General features: G+C 71.5%; 17 protein-coding genes and 1 pseudogene. 11 read left to right on the top strand and 7 right to left on the bottom strand.

The window, feature by feature from the left end; all coding sequences use genetic code 11:
• Positions 1-10 precede the first annotated feature (10 nt).
• The 3 genes from H566_RS0107290 to H566_RS0107280 are packed head-to-tail and all read left to right on the top strand — an operon-like array spanning position 11 to position 2602.
• Positions 11-598 carry a dimethylamine monooxygenase subunit DmmA family protein gene (locus H566_RS0107290; RefSeq protein WP_028310922.1) on the top strand — a complete coding sequence of 196 codons (588 nt, stop codon included), beginning with the start codon at positions 11-13 and terminating at the stop codon, positions 596-598.
• Positions 595-1551, top strand: coding sequence for a PDR/VanB family oxidoreductase (locus H566_RS0107285; RefSeq protein ID WP_034410961.1), 957 nt, complete (start codon positions 595-597; stop codon positions 1549-1551). Before H566_RS0107290 ends, H566_RS0107285 begins: the two co-directional genes overlap by 4 nt.
• Positions 1552-1561: 10 nt before the next feature.
• Entirely contained in the window at positions 1562-2602 is a 1041-nt protein-coding gene (locus tag H566_RS0107280; RefSeq protein WP_028310920.1) for a heme-dependent oxidative N-demethylase family protein, read from the top strand.
• Between the two features lie 89 nt (positions 2603-2691).
• Here the strand turns inward: H566_RS0107280 and H566_RS0107275 are convergent, their stop codons facing one another.
• On the bottom strand, positions 2692-4326 hold the full coding sequence (locus H566_RS0107275) for a PAS domain-containing protein (protein WP_028310919.1): 1635 nt from the start codon (positions 4324-4326) through the stop codon (positions 2692-2694).
• On the opposite strand from H566_RS0107275, the gene H566_RS23575 reads away from it, so the two are divergent.
• A complete protein-coding gene (locus H566_RS23575) occupies positions 4280-5932 on the top strand; it encodes an ATP-binding protein (RefSeq protein WP_211238053.1) in 1653 nt (550 codons plus the stop codon). The two genes, H566_RS0107275 and H566_RS23575, sit on opposite strands and share 47 nt — an antisense overlap.
• Positions 5929-6576, top strand: a complete 648-nt coding sequence (narL, locus tag H566_RS0107265; RefSeq protein ID WP_028310918.1) for a two-component system response regulator NarL — start codon at positions 5929-5931, stop codon at positions 6574-6576. Before H566_RS23575 ends, narL begins: the two co-directional genes overlap by 4 nt.
• Here narL and H566_RS23570 read toward each other — a convergent pair.
• Positions 6566-6958: a cupin domain-containing protein gene (locus H566_RS23570; protein WP_051378302.1), complete on the bottom strand. Its 393-nt coding sequence runs from the start codon at positions 6956-6958 to the stop codon at positions 6566-6568. The genes narL and H566_RS23570 overlap by 11 nt on opposite strands.
• 97 nt (positions 6959-7055) lie before the next feature.
• Entirely contained in the window at positions 7056-7859 is an 804-nt protein-coding gene (gene folE2, locus H566_RS0107255; RefSeq protein ID WP_028310917.1) for a GTP cyclohydrolase FolE2, read from the bottom strand.
• 223 nt (positions 7860-8082) lie between these two features.
• Between folE2 and H566_RS0107250 the strand changes: the two genes are divergently transcribed.
• The 6 genes from H566_RS0107250 (at position 8083) to H566_RS23560 (ending at position 16478) form a co-directional block, all read left to right on the top strand.
• A complete protein-coding gene (locus tag H566_RS0107250; protein ID WP_028310916.1) occupies positions 8083-9267 on the top strand; it encodes an NAD(P)/FAD-dependent oxidoreductase in 1185 nt (394 codons plus the stop codon).
• Positions 9268-9291: 24 nt separating this feature from the next.
• Positions 9292-10047, top strand: coding sequence for an electron transfer flavoprotein subunit beta/FixA family protein (locus H566_RS0107245; RefSeq protein WP_028310915.1), 756 nt, complete (start codon positions 9292-9294; stop codon positions 10045-10047).
• Between the two features lie 15 nt (positions 10048-10062).
• Positions 10063-11007, top strand: a complete 945-nt coding sequence (locus tag H566_RS0107240; protein ID WP_028310914.1) for an electron transfer flavoprotein subunit alpha/FixB family protein — start codon at positions 10063-10065, stop codon at positions 11005-11007.
• A gap of 91 nt (positions 11008-11098) precedes the next feature.
• Positions 11099-11722: a HutD/Ves family protein gene (locus H566_RS23565; RefSeq protein ID WP_051378300.1), complete on the top strand. Its 624-nt coding sequence runs from the start codon at positions 11099-11101 to the stop codon at positions 11720-11722.
• 200 nt (positions 11723-11922) lie between these two features.
• Entirely contained in the window at positions 11923-13599 is a 1677-nt protein-coding gene (locus H566_RS0107230) for an electron transfer flavoprotein-ubiquinone oxidoreductase (protein ID WP_028310913.1), read from the top strand.
• A gap of 341 nt (positions 13600-13940) precedes the next feature.
• On the top strand, positions 13941-16478 hold the full coding sequence (locus H566_RS23560) for a methyl-accepting chemotaxis protein (RefSeq protein ID WP_051378297.1): 2538 nt from the start codon (positions 13941-13943) through the stop codon (positions 16476-16478).
• A 28-nt stretch (positions 16479-16506) separates the two neighbouring features.
• Here the strand turns inward: H566_RS23560 and H566_RS0107220 are convergent, their stop codons facing one another.
• The 4 genes and pseudogenes from H566_RS0107220 to H566_RS0107205 form a co-directional block, all read right to left on the bottom strand.
• Positions 16507-16791 (bottom strand): hypothetical protein, encoded by a 285-nt coding sequence (locus tag H566_RS0107220; RefSeq protein WP_028310912.1) that lies wholly within the window; start codon positions 16789-16791, stop codon positions 16507-16509.
• A gap of 14 nt (positions 16792-16805) precedes the next feature.
• Complete coding sequence (fabI, locus tag H566_RS0107215; protein ID WP_028310911.1) at positions 16806-17588, bottom strand: enoyl-ACP reductase FabI; 783 nt, start codon at positions 17586-17588, stop codon at positions 16806-16808.
• Between the two features lie 32 nt (positions 17589-17620).
• Positions 17621-18850, bottom strand: a complete 1230-nt coding sequence (locus H566_RS0107210) for an acetate/propionate family kinase (protein WP_034410959.1) — start codon at positions 18848-18850, stop codon at positions 17621-17623.
• Between the two features lie 3 nt (positions 18851-18853).
• Positions 18854-19834 (bottom strand): annotated as a pseudogene (locus H566_RS0107205) (phosphate acetyltransferase); the annotation flags it as partial.
• Positions 19835-19847: the final 13 nt, after the last annotated feature.

Below are 19847 nucleotides of genomic sequence, written 5' to 3'. Positions count from 1 at the left end.
CGAGGCTCGCATGTCGGCTCCCTACACCATCAAGAGCCAGCCGGCCTGGACCGAACTCGGCTGGGACACGTCGGGCCGGCAGCACCTGGTGCTGGCCGGCGCCGCCGATGCGGCCGTCGCCGCGCGCCTCGCGGCCGACGCGCCGGCCGGCGTCGATCTCATCGTGATTCCGCATGACGGCGACGAAGCCTGGCTCGGCCTCGCCTCCGGCGGCGGCAGCATCACCCGCGCCGAGCGGCCCGAGGCCGCGCTGCAGATCCTGCGCGACGCGCTCGCCGCCGCCCGCATGGGCACGCGGCTGTACCTGATCGGCGGCGAATCGCTGATCTGGCTCGCGGCGCGCATCGCCAACGAAGCCGGCATGGGCGAGAGCGAAATCCATCGCCACCGCTGCGGCACGCTCGCGCGCCCCGTGTACTGCGTGCACTGCAAGACCATCACCCACGCCATCCACACCAACATCGCGCCCTGCGGCGGCTGCGGCCGCCAGCTGTTCGTGCGCGACCATTTCTCGCGCCGGCTCGGCGCCTACATGGGCTTCCAGATCGATGCCGAGGAGCCCGGCGTGCTGCCCGACGTGGAACGGATCTACCCATGAGCGATTCGATTGCCGTCGTCATCACCGCCCTGCGCGATCTCGCGCCGGGCATCCGCGAGATCAGCTTCGGCCGCGCCGATGGCGAGCCCTTCCCGGTGTTCTCGGGGGGCAGCCATGTGGTCGTGTCGATCCCGCTCGGCGGGCGCGTCCAGCGCAATCCCTATTCGCTGCTCGGCGACCCCGAAGACCGCGCCACCTGGCGCATCGCGGTGCGCCGGCAGGAACCGTCGCGCGGCGGCTCGGCCTGGCTGCACGAGCAGGCCGCCGTCGGCATGCAGCTCGAACTTGCCCAGCCGATGAATCTTTTCGCGGTCGTGCGCACCGCGAAGCACCATCTGCTCGTCGCGGGCGGCATCGGCATCACGCCGATCCTGTCGCAGGCGCGCCAGCTGGCCCGCATGGGCGCAAGCTTCGAGGTGCATTACGCCTTCCGCGCGCCGGAATTCGCGGTGTACGCCGCCGAGCTTGAAGCGCTCGCGCCGGGCCGCGTGTTCGGCCATGACCAGAGCGCGGGCGACGTGATCGACTTCGCGAAGCTGTTCGCGGCGCGCCCGCTCGGCACGCACTTCTACATCTGCGGCCCCGGCCCGATGGTCGAGGCGTCGATGGCGGCCGGCCTCGCCGCCGGCTGGCCCGAAGCCAATCTGCATTCCGAGCAGTTCCTCGCGCCGGCGGGCGGCCAGCCCTTCGACGTGGTACTGGCGCGCACCGGCGGGCGCATCACGGTCGGCGCCGACACCTCGCTGCTCGAAGCGCTGGAAGCCGCGAACGCGCCGGTCATCTCGCTGTGCCGGGGCGGCGCCTGCGGCCAGTGCGAGACCGCCGTCGTGAGCTGCGACAGCGAACTCGACCACCGCGACCTCTGGCTCAACGCAGCCGACCATGCCGCCGGCAAGAAGATCATGCCCTGCGTCTCGCGCGCCAAGGGCGGCTGCCTGACCCTCGACCTTTGAAGGAATGTCCATGACCCTCGCATTCAAGGAAGAGACCTTCCGCGGCGACTACACGTACCGCAACTCGCCCGAGGCGGTGCGGCGCTTTCCCTTCCCCTTCCCGCAGGACGAGTACATGTACTCGGTCAACATCGAGCCGCATGTGGCGGGGCCGAAGGGTTCGGTGTTCGAGCACGCCTTCGACATCGACGAGCATTACGTGAGCGAATGCCGCGACCGCGCGATCACGCTGGAGCGCGATCCGGGCCGCTGCGCGGTGCTGCCGCACATGGCCGAGGCCGAGTGGGACACGCTCGAACTCATCATGGAATCGTTCGCGCGCGACTACCCCGAGCAGTTCACGCTCGAACGCGACGGCGCCCACTGGACCTGGACCAACCGCCCGCTCGGCCTGAAGCAGAGCTTCGTGTTCGGCGACGCGGCCACCCTGCCCTGCGGTCCGTTCGAGTACATCACGCGCCAGGCCCAGGGCGATTTCGTGGTCATGGACCAGCGCGACAACAACCTGTTCGCCGATGCCGGCATGGTCACGCAGCAGGCCGACTGGTCGCTCGCCTTCGACGTGGGCATGAGCTTCCAGCAATGGCACGGCCCGGTGCCGCTCGCGCACGAGATCGGCGTGTTCGACCGCGCGCTCAAGTACCTGCTCATGCTCCAGCAGGGCAAGCCGGTGCGCCGCCTGAACTGGACCATGACCGTCAACCCGCGCCTCGACACCTCGCCCGAGACCTATCCCGAATGGGGCCACGAGCGCGCCTCGGTCACGCCGGAGAACGTCGGCCACAAGCTGCATCTGCGCGTGGAGCTGCAATCGCTGTTCCGCCTGCCGCGCAGCAACGGGATGCTGTTCAGCATCCGGGGCTACCTCGCCAGCATGGAAGACCTCGCCACCCAGCCGAAGTGGGCCGCGCGCATGCACCGCGTGCTCAAGACGCTGCCGGCGCCGCTGATCGAATACAAGGGCCTGGGCCGCTATCGCCAGACCGCGATCGACTGGCTCGCCCAGCACGATGACGGCCGCGCGCTGAGCGCCGGCACCGCCGCCGAGTAAGCCCGGTCATGCCGGCGGAGGCAGCACGCGCCGCCGGCATGGCCGTTTTCAACGCCCGCACGGAACGTAGGCCGTGCGGGCGTCTTTCTTTATTCGTCCGCGAACTCGCAGGTGCCGGCGCCGATGGCCTTGGCTTGGAGCGCGGCCTGCTGGGCGGCTTCGAGCATCGCGTCGGCGCCGGCATAGCGCGCGCCACTCATCGCGATGCCGATCGCGACGCCGACGTCATGCCGCGCGCCATCGACGCGCACCGGCGCCGACAGCGCCTCGACCAGCCGCGCCGCGTAGCGCGAGACGGCGCTGACCAGTTCGCGCGGATCGGTGACGGCGGCGCGCGCCACGCCCACGCTGCGGAAGTCGGCCACGAGCACCGCGAACTGGTGATTGCCGAGCCACGCACTCACCGCGCCGGCGCCGGTCGCGGGCGTGAAGCGGCGCGCGACGGCGGTGAGCACCTGTTCGGCACGCTCGCTGCCGTGGCGCTCGGTGAGCGCCTCCAGCCCGAGCAGATGCACGCACAGCAGCGCGCAGGGCTGGCCGCCGATCTGCGCGAATTGCAGCGTCCACGGCAGCAGCGCCTCGAAGATGGGCCGGCCGGTCATGCCGGTGCGCGCCTCGAACCAGATGCGCCGGCGCGCGCGCTCCTCGGCGCCGCGCCGCTCGCTCACGTCGGTGATGAAGCCCTCGATCGCGAGCAGCTCGCCATGCGACGAGAACACGCCGCGCCCCTGCTCCCAGACCCAGCGCTCGCGGCCGGCCGCGTCGGTGATGCGGTAGGCGATCTGGTAGGCCTCGCGCTTGGCCACATGGGCCTGCACCTGGGTCCAGACGAACTCGCGGTCGCCGGTGTGGATGAGGTCGCCGAAGGACACGCGGCGGTTTTCGAGCAGCTCCCAGGGCTCGTAGCCGGTGAGATCGACGCAGCCGTCGCTGACGAATTCCATCGTCCACGACGGGTCGTTGCGCGAGCGGTAGACCATGCCCGGCACGTTGGCGAGCAGGGTGTTGATCTGGTGCCGCGCCGTGCCGTTGCGCTCATCGCCGCCGCGCCGGTTCACGCGCTCGATCGTGCCGACCAGGCCGGTGATCGCGCCGCCGGGCGCGAGGCAGGGCTGGACGCGCAGCAGCGCACGCACCGGTCTGCCACCCGCGTCGGCGAGGCGCAGTTCGCAGCCGAGCATGTCCTGCTCGCCGCGCGCGACGGCGCTCAGGCCGCGCGCGATCGCCGCCGCTTCCGACGGGTGGACGAAGGCCTGCAGCGGCTTGCCGAGGGTGTCGGCGACGGCATGGCCGCAGAGGTCTTCCCAGGCGCGGTTCATGTAGATGACGCGGCCGTCGGCGTCGGCGCGGAACAGCACGAGATGCAGCTGGTCGAGCACGCCGGGCAGCGCCGCCTCGTTGCGCAGCGAGCAGACGACATCGGGCGCGGGGCAGGCGAAGTCGTCGGGCGCCGGGACGGTGGGCGGCGCGTCTTCGCGCGACGGGCCCGCCGATGCGGCCGGCGCGGCGCGGAGCGACGTGTCGCGCGGGCGATCGCCGTCATCCGCGCCGGCACCGATCCGCCCGAACAGCGCCGCGCGCCAGCGCGGCACGAACAGCAGCCCGGTCAACCCGAGGAACACCGGCGCCGCCAGCGCCACGAAAGCCTGACCCGCGTGCCAGGAACCCACGAGCCAGATGAAGCACCATGCCAGCATCCAGGCCGACAACATGAAGAGCGCCATCGTCGTGATCTCCACCGTCCTACGTTTTCATGATCGCCAGCCCGGCCTGGCCGCGCTGGCCGCCGTGCTCGCCGCATGCAGCGTCGCCGCGCTGCTGATGTTCTGGGGCAGCGTCGAGGTGCACCGCCAGGCGGCGGACGTGCTCGACGCGCTCGGCGCGCAGTGTGCCGACGCCGGCGCCGCCGACCATGCCCTGTGCGACGCGCTTGCCGGCAGCGCCGACAACCTCGCCGCGCGCGGCCGGCTGATGCTCGCGCTCCAGGCCGCCGCGCTCGCGCTGGTCGCGGCGGGCTTCGCCCTCATCCTGCGCCGCGCGCCGCGCCTGCTGTCGCCCGAAAAGACCCCGTCCGCCGGACGGCCGGCCGCGCCGCCCGCCCACGTGGCTGCAAGCGCTGTCGGCGCTGGCCCGGCCGTGACCGCTGCCTCGGCATCGGCCGGCGCCGCCCTCGCGCACGAATCCGCCGCCCTGGCCGGCGCCACCGCGCCCGGCGCGCCGCTCGCCGGCGAACCCGACCCCCTGCGCGGTCTGCGCGAAGCCGGCCGGCTGCTGCGCGGCGGCGACGTGAACGCGCCCGCGCTGCGCCGCGCCCTCGCCGTGCTCCAGACCGCGCTCGGCGCGGGCAACGTGGCGCTGCGCCTGCCGCTCGACCTGCGCCGCCTGCTCGGCGGCAATGCCCTGATCTGCACCGAGGCCGAACCCGCGCTCGCGCTGCCGAGCGGCGCCGATTCGCGCGGCGACGTGGGCGCGCGCCTGATCCCGCCCGGCCCCGACCTGCCGCTGCGCACCCTCGTCGTGCCGGTCGCGAGCGCCGGGCTGCCCACGGCCAGCCTCATCGCCGAATTCGCACCCGAGGCGCCCGTGGGCGAGCGCCAGATCCAGCTCGCCGAATGCTTCGCGATGCTGGTCGCGCTCGCCATCGCGGGCGTCTGCCGCAGCCATGAGGAGCGCCGCGTCGCGCTCATGGAGGAGCGCAGCGCCATCGCCGGCGAGCTGCACGACTCGCTCGCGCAATCGCTTGCATTCATGAAGATCCAGGTCGCGCAATTGCAGCGCGCGCTCGACAACGACACGGTGCCGGCCGGCGTGCGCCAGGCCGCGCTCGACCTGCGCGGCGGCCTCAGCACCGCCTACCGCGAGGTGCGCGAGCTGATCGCCGCCTTCCGCGTGAGCATGGGTCCGGGCGGCTTGCTGGAAGCGGTGCAGGAGACGATCGACGAGTTCGGCCAGCGCAGCGGCCTCGTGATCGAGTTCGAGCACGAGCTCGACAAGTGCCAGCTCGAAATCAACGAGGAGTTCCATGTCATGCAGGTCATCCGCGAGGCGCTGTCGAACATCGTGCGGCACGCCGGCGCCGAACACGCCTGGGTCGCGGTGCGCTACGGTCCGGGCCATCGCTGCACCATCACCGTCGAGGACGACGGCCGCGGCCTGCCCGCGATGACCCCGGAAGGCAACCATTACGGAATGAGCATCATGAAAGAACGCGCCCGCTCGCTCGACGGCGAGGTCACGGTCGAGCCGCGCGACGGCGGCGGCACCCGCGTGCAACTGAGCTTCGAGCCGCAGCGCCTGCCCGCCGACCTGCTCGCCGGAGGCGCGCGATGACCGCCGGCATCCTGCTCATCGACGACCATCCGCTGTTCCGCAGCGGCGTCGCGCAACTGGTGCGCGCCGATCCCGAACTGGCGCTGCTCGGCGAGGCCGGCGACGGCGCCACCGGCATCGAGCTGGCCGAGAAGCTCGACCCGGCGCTCATCCTCATCGACCTCAACATGAAGCAGATGAACGGCATCGAGACGCTGCGCGCGCTCAAGGCCCGCAAGCTGCGCGCGCGCTGCGTGATGCTCACCGTCTCCGACGACGGCCAGGACGTGCTGGAAGCGATGCGCGCCGGCGCCGACGGCTATCTGCTGAAGGATCTGGAACCCGAGGAACTGAGCCTGCGCATCAAGCAGGCGGTGACGGGCCAGATGGTGATCGAGGGCAGTCTCGCGGGCCTGCTGACCGAGGCGCTCAACGCACCGCCCAAGGTCGATGCGAGCGACCTCACCGACCGCGAGCGCGAGATCCTCGGCCTGCTCGCGGACGGGCGCAGCAACAAGGAGATCGCGCGCGTGCTCGGCATCGCCGACGCGACCGTGAAGGTCCACATCAAGCACCTGCTGCGCAAGCTCAACGTCAAGAGCCGGCTGGAGGCCGCCGTGTGGGCGCTGCAGAACCCGCATTTCCGTCAGTCGGTCACGGACTGACGGGCGCCGGATCGGCGATGACGAACATCTTGCGCACCGGCACCGTGAGGGTCCAGACGGTGCGCGTGCCCTTGGTCCAGGTGCAGATGTCGCCGGCGCGGTAGTGGTGGCGCCGGCCGCTCGCCACCTCGGTGATGAGCAGTTCGCCTTCGAGCAGCAGGAAGGTCTCGTCGCCGTCTTCCGAGGCGAAGGGCGTGTCGCCGAGCTTGTCGCAGCGCCACACGCCCACCTGCAGCACGCTGCCTTCGGAGCCGCGCTCGCGCAGCAGCGTGTATTCGCCGAATTCATGCTCGGCGCCGTCGAGCGTGTAGCGCAGCGGCGTCCAGCCGGAGGCGGGGTTGCTGGCGCTGGTCCAGAACAGGTCGGGGAAGGTGTCGGGCATGCGGTGCTCCGTGGCGATGGGCGCGAAGCGGCCCCGGCCGATGCCGGGCCGCGCGGAAGTCGCACGGCGCGACGCCGCGCGACGCTGGACGGAAGGCTCAGCCCCGCTCGATCACGGCGAAGGCCGAGTGGTTGTGGATCGATTCAAAGTTCTCGACCTCCACCCGATACGCGCCGAGCCGCGCGTCGGCATTCAGCCGCAGCGCCACGTCGCGCACGAGGTCCTCGACGAACTTGGGGTTGTCGTAGGCGCGCTCGGTAATCCACTTCTCGTCGCCGCGCTTGAGCAGCGGCCAGATCTCGCTCGACGCGCTTTCCTCGGCATAGCGCACGAGTTCGGTCAGCTCGACGGGTGCGAGCAGCTCGGCGCGGATCGTGACGTGCGAGCGCTGGTTGTGCGCGCCGTAGTCCGAAATCTCCTTCGAGCAGGGGCAGAGCGACTTGACCGGCGCAAGCACCTCGGCCCACAGCCGCGTCTCGCCGGCGCGGCGCTCGACGATCCAGCGCGCCTCGTAATCGAGCAGGCTGGTCACGCCCGAGACCGGCGCGGTCTTGCGCAGGAAGAAGGTGAAGGCGGCCTCGAAGCGGCCTTCGTCGGCGTCGAGCAGCGCGAGCATGTCGTCGAGTTCGCGCGGCAGCGTCTCGGGCGCGAGCGGCAGTTCGCGCCGGCCGTCGAGCCAGGCGACGAAGCGCGACATGTGCGTGCCCTTCTGGTCCGCCGGCAGCGCCACGTCGAGCGTCCAGGTCGCCACCACCGGTTGCAGCGCGCCCGCGATGCTCGCGACGGCGGGATGGCGCATGGCCTTCACGCCCACGCGGCCGATGGCGAGGCGGCGCTCGTCGCGCGACGACTGCACGTCGGGCATCGCGGCGTGGAGGGAGAGATCGACGGGCTGGTTCATGGCGGCTCGCTCGGTGGGCTTGCGGAGGAAGCGCGGCGCCGCGTCGGCAGGCTGGCCGAAGCGATGCGCCGGGATTGCGACGCATCCTGCAAGCCCCCCGCGCGCGACCGCCCAAGGCCACGATTTCGAAAACATAGCGTCAGAATTACTGAAGCTGTCGGGCGGCGGCCGGCCCCGATTCCAGACTGCGCTCCATCGAAAACCCACCCACGGAAAGACATCGATGGAAAGCTATGACGCGATCGTGATCGGCGCCGGCGTGATCGGCAGCTCGGTTGCCTGGCACCTCGCCCACCTTGGCGCGAAGCGCGTGCTGGTGCTCGACCGCACCCAGATCGGCAACGGCACCACCTCGCAGTCGAGCGGCATCCTGCGCACGCACTACTCGATCGCGCAGAACGTCGAACTCGCCCGCCGCTCGTGGACGGCCTTCACCGACCTCGCCGCCTACACCGGCGACGAAGACGCCGCCAGCGGCATCGTGAAGTGCGGCTATCTCATCGCCTCGCCCGAAGGCGCCAAGCTCGAACCGCTGCGCGCCTCGCTCAAGGGCCAGGAAGAAAAGGGCATCCGCATCGACTACCTCGACGCCGCCCAGGCCAGCGAACTGCTGCCGATCGCGCGCTTCGACGACGCGGCCCTCATCGGCTACGAACCCGAAGCCGGCTTTGCCGACGCCTATCTCGTCGCCACGTCCTTCGCCCGCGCCGCCCGCAAGCTCGGCGTGAAGATCATGGAAGGCGTCGAGGTCACGAAGCTGCTGACCGACAACGGCAAGGTCACCGGCGTCGAGACTTCCGTCGGCAGCTTCCGCAGCAACACCGTCATCAGCACCCAGAACATCTGGGCCGGCGACATCGAGCGCTGGACCGGCATCCCCACGCCGGTCAAGGCCGAGCGCCATGCCGCGCTCGCGCTCGAATGCGACGCCAAGTACACCTTCCAGATGCCGGTCTACAAGGACCTCGGCTCGCACGGGATGCTGTACTGCCGCAGCTACGGCGGCAGCCAGATGCTGGTGAGCGAAGGCATCACCGGCGAGACCCTGCCCGAGCCGAACAACGACCAGGGCGACATCGACATGGACTACATCCTGGAGATCGGTGCCCAGGTGGCCGAGCGCTTCCCGGCCTACGAGACCGCCGGCCTTGCCTCGTCGTGGACCGGCGTGTACGACGTGACGCCCGACTGGAACCCGGTGCTCGGCCGCCTCAACGGCATCGAGGGTCTGGTGGTGGGCTACGGCTTCTCGGGTCACGGCTTCAAGCTGTCGCCGGGCGTGGGCCTGATCCTCGCGCAATGCGCGCTCGGCCTGCCGACCGACGTCTCGCTCGACCCCTATGCGCACGAACGCTTCCGCACCGGCAACCTGCTCACGGGCAAGTACGGCTCGGGCGCGGTCAGCTAAACCTGCATTTCAACGGAGACTTCCATGCACATCCTCGTCCCCGTCAAGCGGGTCATCGACTACAACGTCAAGGTGCGCTGCAAGAGCGACGGCTCGGGCGTCGAGACCGCCGGCGTCAAGATGTCGGCCAACCCCTTCGATGAAGTCGCGGTCGAACAGGCGGTGCGCCTGCGCGAACAGGGCATCGCCAAGAAGGTGACGGTCGTCGCCTTCGGCCCGGCCGTCGTCGCCGACGTGCTGCGCAATGCGATCGCGCTCGGCGCCGACGCGGCGATCCGCGTCGAGACCGACGGCAATCCCGATCCGGTCGCCGAAGCCAGGCTGCTCAAGGCCATCGTCGAGCGCGAAGCCGCCGACCTCGTGCTCTGCGGCAAGCAGGCGATCGACGACGACCTCGGCAGCACCGGCCCGATGCTCGCCGGCCTGCTCGGCTGGCCGCAGGCGGTGTCGGTCAACGGCCTCGCCATCGACGGCGGCAGCGCGAAGGTGAGCTGCGACGGCGATGCCGGCATCGACCGCTTCGAGCTTGAACTGCCCGCCGTGCTCAGCGTCGATCTGCGCCTCTGCGACCCGCGCAACATCACCCTGCCCGCGATGATGAAGGCCAAGAAGGCCCCGATCGCCGCGCTCATCGCGAGCGACCTCGGCGGCAGCGCCGCCGTGCGCAGCGACGTGGTGCGCGTGAGCGAACCGGCCGCGCGCCAGCCCGGCGTGCGCGTCGCCAGCACCGACGAACTCATCGCCCGCCTGCGCGAACTGCCCGCGCTGCGCGCCGCCTGATCCGGAGCCCTCCGCATGAAGACCCTCGTCCTCGCCGCCCATGACGGCAAGAACCTCGACGACGCGACCGCCCGCCTCGTCACCGCCGCGCGCCAGCTCGGCGCGCCCATCGACGTGCTCGTGATCGGCAGCGGCATCGCCGCCGTCGCCGGCCAGGCCGCAGCACTCGACGGCGTGAGCCGCGTGCGCGCCGTCGATGCCGACGCCTGCGCCACCGTGCTCGCCGAAGACCTCGCCGCCCAGCTCGTCGCCATCGGCGCCGAGTACCGCGTGGTCGTCGCGCGTCACGACATGCTGGCCCGCGCCGCCCTGCCCCGCGCCGCCGTGCTGGCCGATGCCGGCTTTCTCGCCGACGTCACCGCCATCCCGGCTGCCGACCGCTTCATCCGCCCGATGTACGCGGGTGGTGTCGTGGCCGAAGTTGCTCCAGTTCAGGACAGGCTGTTCATCACGGTGCGCCCGTCGGCCTTTGCGCCGGCCGGCACGACCGACGCCGCCGTGACCGTCGAGCCGCTCGCGGCAACCGTCGCGCCGAAGCGCGCGAAGCTCGTCGGCCGTGAAGTGGCCGGCGGCGACCGCCCCGACCTCACCCGCGCCCGCATCGTCGCGGCCGGCGGCCGTGGCGTCGGCTCGGCCGAGCACATGAAGCTGGTCGAGGCCGTGGCCGACCGTGTGAACGGTGCCGTCGGCGCCTCGCGCGCGGCGGTGGACGCGGGCTTCGCGCCCAATGCGATCCAGGTCGGCCAGACCGGCAAGACGGTCGCGCCGGACGTGTATCTCGCCTTCGGCATCTCGGGCGCCATCCAGCATGTGGCCGGCATCAAGGACGCGCGCGTGATCGTCGCGGTCAACAAGGACCCGGACGCGCCCATCTTCCAGATCGCCGACATCGGTCTGGTTGGCGATATCTTCGAGGTGCTGCCGCGTCTCGCCTCGGAGCTGCCGTCCATCGCAGCCTGAGTGCCCGGGCATGGGGCGTGCATTGGCTCACCGCCTTGCCGCCCGCCCGCGGTGGTGTCTTTCCCTCCATCAGTGAAGAAAGTTCGACGCCATGACCACGATGCCTCCCGTTCCGCCCGCACTTGACCGTCCGCAGCGCTACGACCTCGCCGATCTGCGCGAGGAACCGTGGCGCAACAACCGCGGCATCACGCGCACTGTCGCCGCCGGCATCGTCGGCGCGCCGCTCTGGCCCGTGGTCGAGGGCGAGCCGGACTGGCGCGTGAGCATCGCCGACATCCACGAGGACGGCCCGTTCTCCGTCTTCGAGGGCATGGACCGCGAGTCGGTGCTGGTGATGGGGCATGGCCTGCACCTGTCGGCGCCCGGCACCTCGCTGCGCTTCAACAAGCCCGGCGACACCGGCGCCTATCCGGGCGAGATGCCGATCGACGGCCGGCTCGGCAGCGGCCCGGCGCGGCTGTTCAACGTCATCACCCGGCGCGACGTGACCAAGGCGCGCGTGCAGATCCTGCGCGACCACGCCTTCGCCTCGGTGCCCGGCAGCACCTGGGTCGTGCATGCGATCGACGGCCACTGGCAGGGCGACGACGCGCTGCACGCGCCGCTCACCGTCGGCTGCGGCCTCGTGATCCCGGCCCAGGCCGAGCGCGTGCTGCTGGTACCGACGGCGCCCGGCGCGGTGCTCGTCACGGTGCGCATCGACGCCGCCTGACCTCCCTCCGGCGGCCGGCCGCGCCGGTCGCCAGCGGGCCGTGCCGCCGCGCGGCACACCGGGCCGGCGCCTTCCGCCGGCCGATCGCAAGCCCGCCGGGCAAGCGCCCGCAAGCCGAATCCGAACCTGAACCCGATCCGCCGGCCAACCGGCGGCCAGGGCGCCCTGCGCCCGCGTTTTCCTGCACCGAACCCAACACCATGGACACCGCCCAGCTCATCGCCGAACACGGCCCCCGCGAATCGATGGACTACGACGTCGTCATCGTCGGCGCCGGTCCGGCCGGCCTCGCCACCGCGATCCGCCTCAAGCAGCGCGCCGCCGAGGCCGGCGGCGACCTTTCGGTCGTGGTGCTGGAGAAGGGCGCCGAGCCGGGCGCCCACATCCTGTCGGGCGCGATCATGGACCCGAAGGCGCTGACCGAACTGATCCCCGACTGGAAGGAACGCGGCGCCCCGCTCGACCAGCCGGTGACGGAAGACCGCTTCCTCTTCCTCGACGAGACGAACGCCAAGCAGCCGCCGCTGCTGCCCGACTGCTTCCACAACGAGGGCAACTACATCGTCAGCCTTGGCGCCGTCGTGCAATGGCTTGCAAGCCAGGCCGAGGAACTGGGCGTCGAGATCTTTCCGGGCTTTGCCGCGACCGAGGTGCTGTACGACGACAAGGGCGCGGTGTGCGGCGTGGCCACCGGCAACCTCGGCCTCGACAAGGCCGGCAACCCCAAGGGCGACTTCCAGCTCGGCATGGAACTGCGCGCCAAGTACACCGTGTTTGCCGAGGGCGCGCGCGGCCAGCTCGGCAAGCAGGTGATCGCGAAGTTCAAGCTGGATGACGGCCGCGATCCGCAGAGCTACGGCATCGGCCTGAAGGAGCTGTGGGAGATCGACCCGGGCAAGCACCAGCCCGGCCTCGTCATCCATTCCGCCGGCTGGCCGCTCGATGCCGATACCTACGGCGGCTCCTTCCTGTACCACGCGGGCGGCAACAAGGTGATGGTCGGCTTCGTGGTCGGCCTCGATTACGAGAACCCCTGGCTCAGCCCCTTCGAGGAGTTCCAGCGCTTCAAGACGCATCCGGCGATCCGCGGCTTCTTCGAGGGCGGCCGGCGCCTGAGCTATGGCGCGCGCGCCATCACCGCCGGCGGGCTGCTGAGCCTGCCCAAGCTCGCCTTCCCGGGCGGCGTGCTGGTCGGCTGCGACGCGGGCTTCCTGAACGCGAGCCGCATCAAGGGCAGCCATGCGGCGATCAAGAGCGGCATGCTCGCCGCCGACGCGGCCTTCGACGCGCTCGCGGCCGAACGCGCCAACGATGAACTCGCGGCCTATCCGCAAGCCTTCGAGCAGAGCTGGCTGCATGCCGAGCTGCACCGCGCGCGCAACTTCAAGCAATGGTTCAAGAAGGGCCGCGCCGTGGCGACGGTGATGACCGGCATCGAGCAATGGCTGCTACCCCGGCTCGGCGTGCAGTCGCCGCCGTGGACCATCCACCGCACCGAGGCCGACCACACGCGGCTCAGGCCGGCGACGGCCTTCGCGCCCATCAGCTATCCCAAGCCCGACGGAAAGCTCAGCTTCGACCGGCTGTCGTCGGTGTTCGCGAGCAACACCAACCACGAGGAAGACCAGCCCTGCCACCTGCGCCTCGCGCGGCCCGGCGCGGCGGTCAGCGTCAACCTCGCGGTGTTCGGCGGGCCCGAGGCGCGCTACTGCCCGGCCGGCGTGTACGAGTTCATGAAGGAGGCCGACGGCGGCGACCGGCTCCAGATCAACGCCCAGAACTGCCTGCACTGCAAGACCTGCGACATCAAGGATCCCGGCCAGAACATCACCTGGACGGCGCCGGAGGGCGGTGGGCCGCAGTACGCGGGCATGTGAGCCGCCGATTGGGCGCCGGGCCGCCACGGGGATGCGGAAGCCGGCATGTTCAGGCTGGCCGCCCCCGGCGTGCCGCCCGGCCGCCACCGCGCGAAACGGCTTTTCATCAGCTTTCACCGCTGCGCGGAATCGCCCGCCGCTCACGCCCGCCGCACCCGCGTGCCAACGCGGAGGCCGCCCCGGCCACGATCGTTCGGCATCGATCTGGGTGGTCAAACTCCCCTTCCTTCCGGCTTTGCAAGACCTCGGGCTCGCTAGGGTTAGTGCTCGCACACGCACCCGACACGACGCCCCTGGTCAGCAGGGTGTCGCTCCTTGATCCGAATGGAAGAAGGCACCCAATGAGCCCACCGCCCCTCCGCCACGCTCCCGCCCTGACCGGCTCCGCGATCGTGATCCTGCTGGCGATCGCCGCGATCTCCCTTGGCCTCGCTGGCGCGCCGCCGCTCGCGGCACTGGCCTGCCTCGGCGGAGTGGTCATCGCCGCGGGCGGGCTCGCCGTGCATCTGTCGGGCGCCATCACGCGCGCCAACGCGGCCGCCGAGGCCGCCGACCGCCTGGTGCGCTCGCTCGACCAGGGAACGGGCCGCAGCATGGTGGTCGATGCCGACGGCCGCATCGTCAGCGTCAGCCGCGCGCTTGGCGCCCTGCTCGCCGCCGCCGAATCCGACATCCGCCGCGCACTGCCGCAGTTCAGCGCGCTCGCGCTCGCGGGCCAGCCCTTCGAGCCGCTGCATCGCCGGCTCGACGGCCAGGCGCGCGCGCTGATGGACCTGGGCTCGGGCGAGACCAGCCGCATCCGCCTCGGCGAGCAGGTGTACGACCTCGTGGTGGCGCCGGTGCTGGCCGCCGACGGCCGCCGGCTCGGGACGGCGGTGGAATGGATCGATCGCGGCGCCGAACTCAGGGCCGGCGCCGATCTCGCCGCCGTGCTCGATGCCGCGAGCGACGGCAACTTCGCGCCGCGCGCCACGCCGGTCGAGGGCGCGCCGGCACTGGCCGTGCTGCTGGCCGAAAGGGTCAACCGCTTCATGGAGCATGCCGGCGGCGCGCTCGCGCGGCTGGATGGCCAGGTGCAGGACATCGCCCGGGGCCGTCTGCACGGCGCGGCCGGCGCGACCCTGCCCGGCCTGTACGGCACGATGCAGCAGGAGATCGACCAGCTGCGCCAGCACCTGTCGGCGCTGATCGACGCGATGAACCGCATGTCGGCCGAGCATGACCGGGGCGACATCGACGTGACCATCGACGCCAGCCGCTTCGAGGGCGACTTCGGCGCCATGGCCCAGGGCATCAACGTGATGGTCGCCGGCCACATCGCGGTCAAGAAGAAGGCGATGGCCTGCATCGCCGAATTCGGACGCGGCAACTTCGACGCGCCGCTCGAAGCCTTTCCCGGCAAGAAGGCCTTCATCAACGACACCATCGAGCGCGTGCGCGCCAACCTCACCGGCCTGATCCGCGAGATGAACCGCATGTCGGCCGAGCACGACCGGGGCGACATCGACGTGGTCATCGACGCCGGCCGCTTCGAGGGCGATTTCGGCGGCATGGCCGAGGGCATCAACGGGATGGTCGCCGGCCACATCGCGGTCAAGAAGAAGGCGATGGCCTGCATCGCCGAATTCGGACGCGGCAACTTCGACGCGCCGCTCGACGCCTTCCCGGGCAAGAAGGCCTTCATCAACGACACCATCGAGCAGGTGCGCGGCAACCTGCGCGCGCTCATCGCCGACACCGCGCTGCTGGTCGAGGCGGCGCGCGAGGGTCGGCTCGACGCGCGCGCCGACGCGTCCGTGCATCACGGCGATTTCCGCCGCATCGTCGCGGGCATCAACGAAACGCTCGACACCATCCTCGTGCCGGTCAACGAGGTGGCGCGCGTGATGGAGGCGATGGCCGGTGGCGACCTGACCCAGACCGCGCGCGCCGAATCGCGCGGCCAGCTCCGGGCGCTGTGCGACAGCGTCAACGGCACCGTGACCAAGCTGGCCGAGGTGGTGAGCGACGTGAACGCGAGCGCGCGCGAACTGGCCAGCGCCTCGGAACAGGTGAGCGCGACCGCGCAGGGCCTGAGCCAGGCCTCCTGCGAACAGGCCGCGAGCGTCGAGCAGACCTCGGCCTCGATCGAGCAGATGGCCGCCTCGGTGCAGCAGAACGCCGAGAACGCGCAGATCACCAAGAGCATGTCGGGCAAGGCCGCGACCGAGGCCGGCCAGGGCGGCAGCGCGGTGCGCGAGACGGTGCAGGCGATGAAGACCATCGCCGACCGCATCGGCATCGTCGACGACATCGCCTACCAGACCAACCTGCTCGCGCTCAACGCGGCGATCGAGGCGGCGCGCGCGGGCGAGCACGGCAAGGGCTTCGCCGTGGTGGCGGCCGAGGTGCGCAAGCTGGCCGAGCGCAGCCAGGAGGCGGCGCAGGAGATCGGCGAGGTGGCCAAGGGCAGCGTGTCGCTGGCCGAGCGCGCCGGCACCCTGCTCGACACCATCGTGCCGTCGATCACCAAGGCCTCCGATCTGGTGCAGGAGATCGCGGCGGCCTCGCACGAGCAGTCGAGCGGCATCGGGCAGATCAATTCGGCGGTCAGCCAGCTGTCGGACCTGACCCAGTCCAATTCGGGCGCGGCCGAGGAACTGGCCGCCACCGCCGAGGAACTGAGCAGCCAGGCCGAGCAGCTGCAGGCGCTCATGACCTTCTTCAAGACCGGGCACCAGACGCCCGCGCCGGCGCCGAAGGCCGCGCGCATCACGGCCCAGTCCGCCACGCAGCCGGCCCGGACGGCGGCCGCGCCTGGCCAGCGGCGCCGCGAGCCGGCGCGCAAGCGCGAACGCGAACGGCAGTCGCTGGAGGAGTTCATCCGGTTCGACGACTGAACCCGACGAACCGGATCGGGCGCGCGGCTCAGTCGAGATCGAGCCGCTCGCCGCCCTCGAAGACGTGGTCGTGCGACTGGTGCGCGGGGATGTAGAAGCGCAGCGCCTTGCCGCGGTGGTACACGCCCTGGAGCCGGTTGATCACGTTCCACACGTGCTCGTAGCTGTCGGCGCATTCGACGACGGCCCAGGGCTCGTCGGCATTGCCCTCGCGCACCAGGCTGACTCCGGTCACGCTGAAGTAGCGCGCGAGGCCGCCGCGGATGCCCTCTTCCGCCGCGTCGGCATTGAGGCCGGAAAGAATGAACTTCATCGTCGCGCTCCCGCTCAGGCCATGATGTTGAGACCGCCGTCGACATACACCGTGCTGCCCGTGACCCGGCTCGCGTAAGGCGAGGCCAGATAGCCGCAGGTGTAGCCGACGTCCATCGGATCGACCAGTTCGCCGACCGGCGCGCGCGCGACGGCCTCGGCGAGCAGATGGTCGAAATCCCTGATGCCCGAGGCCGCGCGCGTTTGCAGCGGCCCGGGCGAGATCGCATGGACGCGGATGCGGCGCGGCCCCAGCTCGTGCGCGAGATAGCGGCAGGCCGATTCCAGCGCGGCCTTCACCGGGCCCATCACGTTGTAGTTGGGCACCACGCGCTCGGCGCCGTGATAGCTCATGGCGAACAGCGTGCCGCCGTCGCGCATGAACGGCGCCGCGCGCCGCGCCATGCGCACGAAGGAATGGCAGGAGATGTCCATCGCCAGCGCGAAGCCCTCGGCCGAGCAGTCGAGCAGGCCGCCGTGCAGATCGGCCTTCGGCGCGAAGGCGATCGAATGCACGGCGATGTCGAGCCGGTCCCAGCGCGCGGCGAGCGTGTCGAACACCGCGTCGAGGTCGCCGGCGCGCGTCACGTCGAGCGGCAGGCAGAGCTCGATGCCGAGCTCCGCCGCGAGCGGCTCGACATGCGGGCGCGCCTTCTCGCCGCCATGCGTGATCGCGACCTCGGCGCCGAGCGCCTTGAAGGCGCGCGCGCAGCCCCAGGCGATCGAATGCTCGTTGGCGACGCCGGCGACGAGCGCGCGCCGGCCGGCGAGCACCTGCGGCAAGGAGGAAGCGGTCATGGCGGATGAACTCCTTGAAAGGGGCGACGCGGTCATGCCCGCGCCGCGGGGGAAGGCGCGTCGAGCAGGCGGCGCGCGTGGCGGGCGATCATCAGTTCCTCGTCGGTCGGCACGACCCAGGCCGCGACCGGGCTGGCGGCGGTGCTGATGCGGCGCGTGTCGCCGCCGGTCGCGCCGGCATTGGCCTCGGCATCGAGGCGCAGGCCGAGCCAGCCGGCCGCGCGCGCGATCGCGCCGCGCACGTTCACGCCGTGCTCGCCGATGCCGCCCGCGAACACCAGCCCGTCGAGCCCGCCGAGCGCGGCCGCGAGCGAGCCGATCTCGCGCGCCACGCGATAGACGAACAGCTCGATCGCGAACCGCGCCTCGGGCGCGTCGCTGGCCTCGAGCGCGCGCAGGTCGCTCGCGATGCCCGACACGCCGAGCAGGCCCGAGCGGCGGTAGAGCAGATCCTCGATCTGGCGCGGCGTCATGCCGAGGCTGTCGATGAGGTAGAGCAGCACGCCGGGATCGAGATTGCCGCAGCGCGTGCCCATCGGCAGGCCGTCGAGCGCCGTGAAGCCCATCGTGCTCGCGATGCTGCGACCGGCGTCGAGCGCGCACAGGCTGGCGCCGTTGCCGAGATGGGCCGCGATCACGCGGCCGCGCGCGAGCGCCGGATCGAGCGCCGCGAGCGCGCCGGCCAGGTATTCGTAGGACAGCCCGTGGAAGCCGTAGCGCCGCACACCATGGCGCGTGATGTCGGCCGGCAATGCAAACGCTTGCGCAAGCTCGGGCTGGCGCGCGTGGAAGGCGGTATCGAAGCAGCCGACCTGGAGCACCTGGGGCGCGACGCGCAGCAGCGCGCGGGCCGGCGCGAGGTTGTGCGGCTGGTGCAGCGGCGCGAGCGGCGCGAGCCGGGCGAGGCGGTCGAGCACGGCGGCGTCGAGCCGCGCGGGCGCGGTGAATTCGCTGCCGCCATGCACGATGCGATGCCCGACCGCCGCCACATGCCGGCCGCCGAGCGCGGCGCGCATGCAGGCAACGACCTCGGTCATCGCGGCGGCGTGATCGGGCTGCTGGCCGGGCCAGCGCTGCTCGGCCAGCACGCGGCCGGACGGGTCGCGCGCAAGCAGATGCGCATCCGCGCCGCCGAGCGCCTCCACGTTCCCGTGCAGCACCAGCGCGAGCGTGTCGCCGTCCTCGTCGAAGAGCGAAAACTTGAGGCTCGACGAGCCGGCGTTGACGACCGCGATCGCCTGAGGTCCGGAAATGGCGGCCATCGTTCAGGCCTCCGCGCAGGCATGCGCCGCGACCAGCACCGCGACCGCGCAGGACGCGAGCCGCGCCGACACCGAATCGGCCCGGCTCGTGAGGATGACCGGCACGCGCGCGCCGAGCACGATGCCGGCCGCGTCTGCGCCGGCGAGGAAGGTGAGGCTCTTGGCGAGCAGGTTGCCGGCCTCGAGATTGGGCGCGAGCAGCACATTCGCATGGCCTGCGACCGGGCCGGCGAGCTTCTTGATGACGGCGGCCTCGGGGCTGATCGCGTTGTCGAGCGCGAGCGGCCCGTCGAGCAGCGCGCCGGTGATCTGGCCGCGCTCGGCCATCTTGCACAGCGCCGCGGCCTCGATCGTGGTGGGCAGCTTGGGGTTGAGCGTCTCGACCGCCGAGAGGATGGCGACGCGCACCTCGGCGATGCCGAGCGCATGCGCGAGGTCGATCGCGTTCTGCGCGATGTCGGCCTTCTCGGCGAGCGCGGGCGCGATGTTGACCGCCGCGTCGGTGACGATGAGCGGGTCGTCATGGCCGGGCACGTCCATGACGAAGCAATGGCTGAGCCGGCGCGGCCCGCGCAGGCCGCCGTCGGACGCGACGACCGCGCCCATGAGTTCGTCGGTATGCAGGCTGCCCTTCATGAGCGCGACCACCTCACCGTCGCGCGCGAGTTCGACCGCGCGCCGCGCGGCGCCGCGCGCATCGGCCGCCGGCACGACCGGCAGCGCATCGATCGCAAGCCCGGCCGCGCGCGCGGCCGCCGCGATCGCGGCCGGCGGACCGACGAGCACCGGCGCGATGAGGCCGAGCCGCGCCGCGTCGAGCGCGCTTTCGAGCGCATGCACATCGCAGGGATGGACGACGGCGGCCGGCGCCGGCCGGCCCTGGCGCGCCCGCGCGATCAGGGCGTCGTAGCGCGCATGCGGCGCGGGAGCGGTGGAGGCATGGTCCATGGCGGGACTCCTGCGGAAGTGGGCGGGAAGGAAAAGCGGCGCGCGGCCG

Source organism: Derxia gummosa DSM 723, assembly GCF_000482785.1.
GTDB classification, from domain to species: domain Bacteria; phylum Pseudomonadota; class Gammaproteobacteria; order Burkholderiales; family Burkholderiaceae_E; genus Derxia; species Derxia gummosa.
Note: the sequence above shows the minus strand (reverse complement) of the source record. Positions and strands in the feature narration are given on the sequence as shown.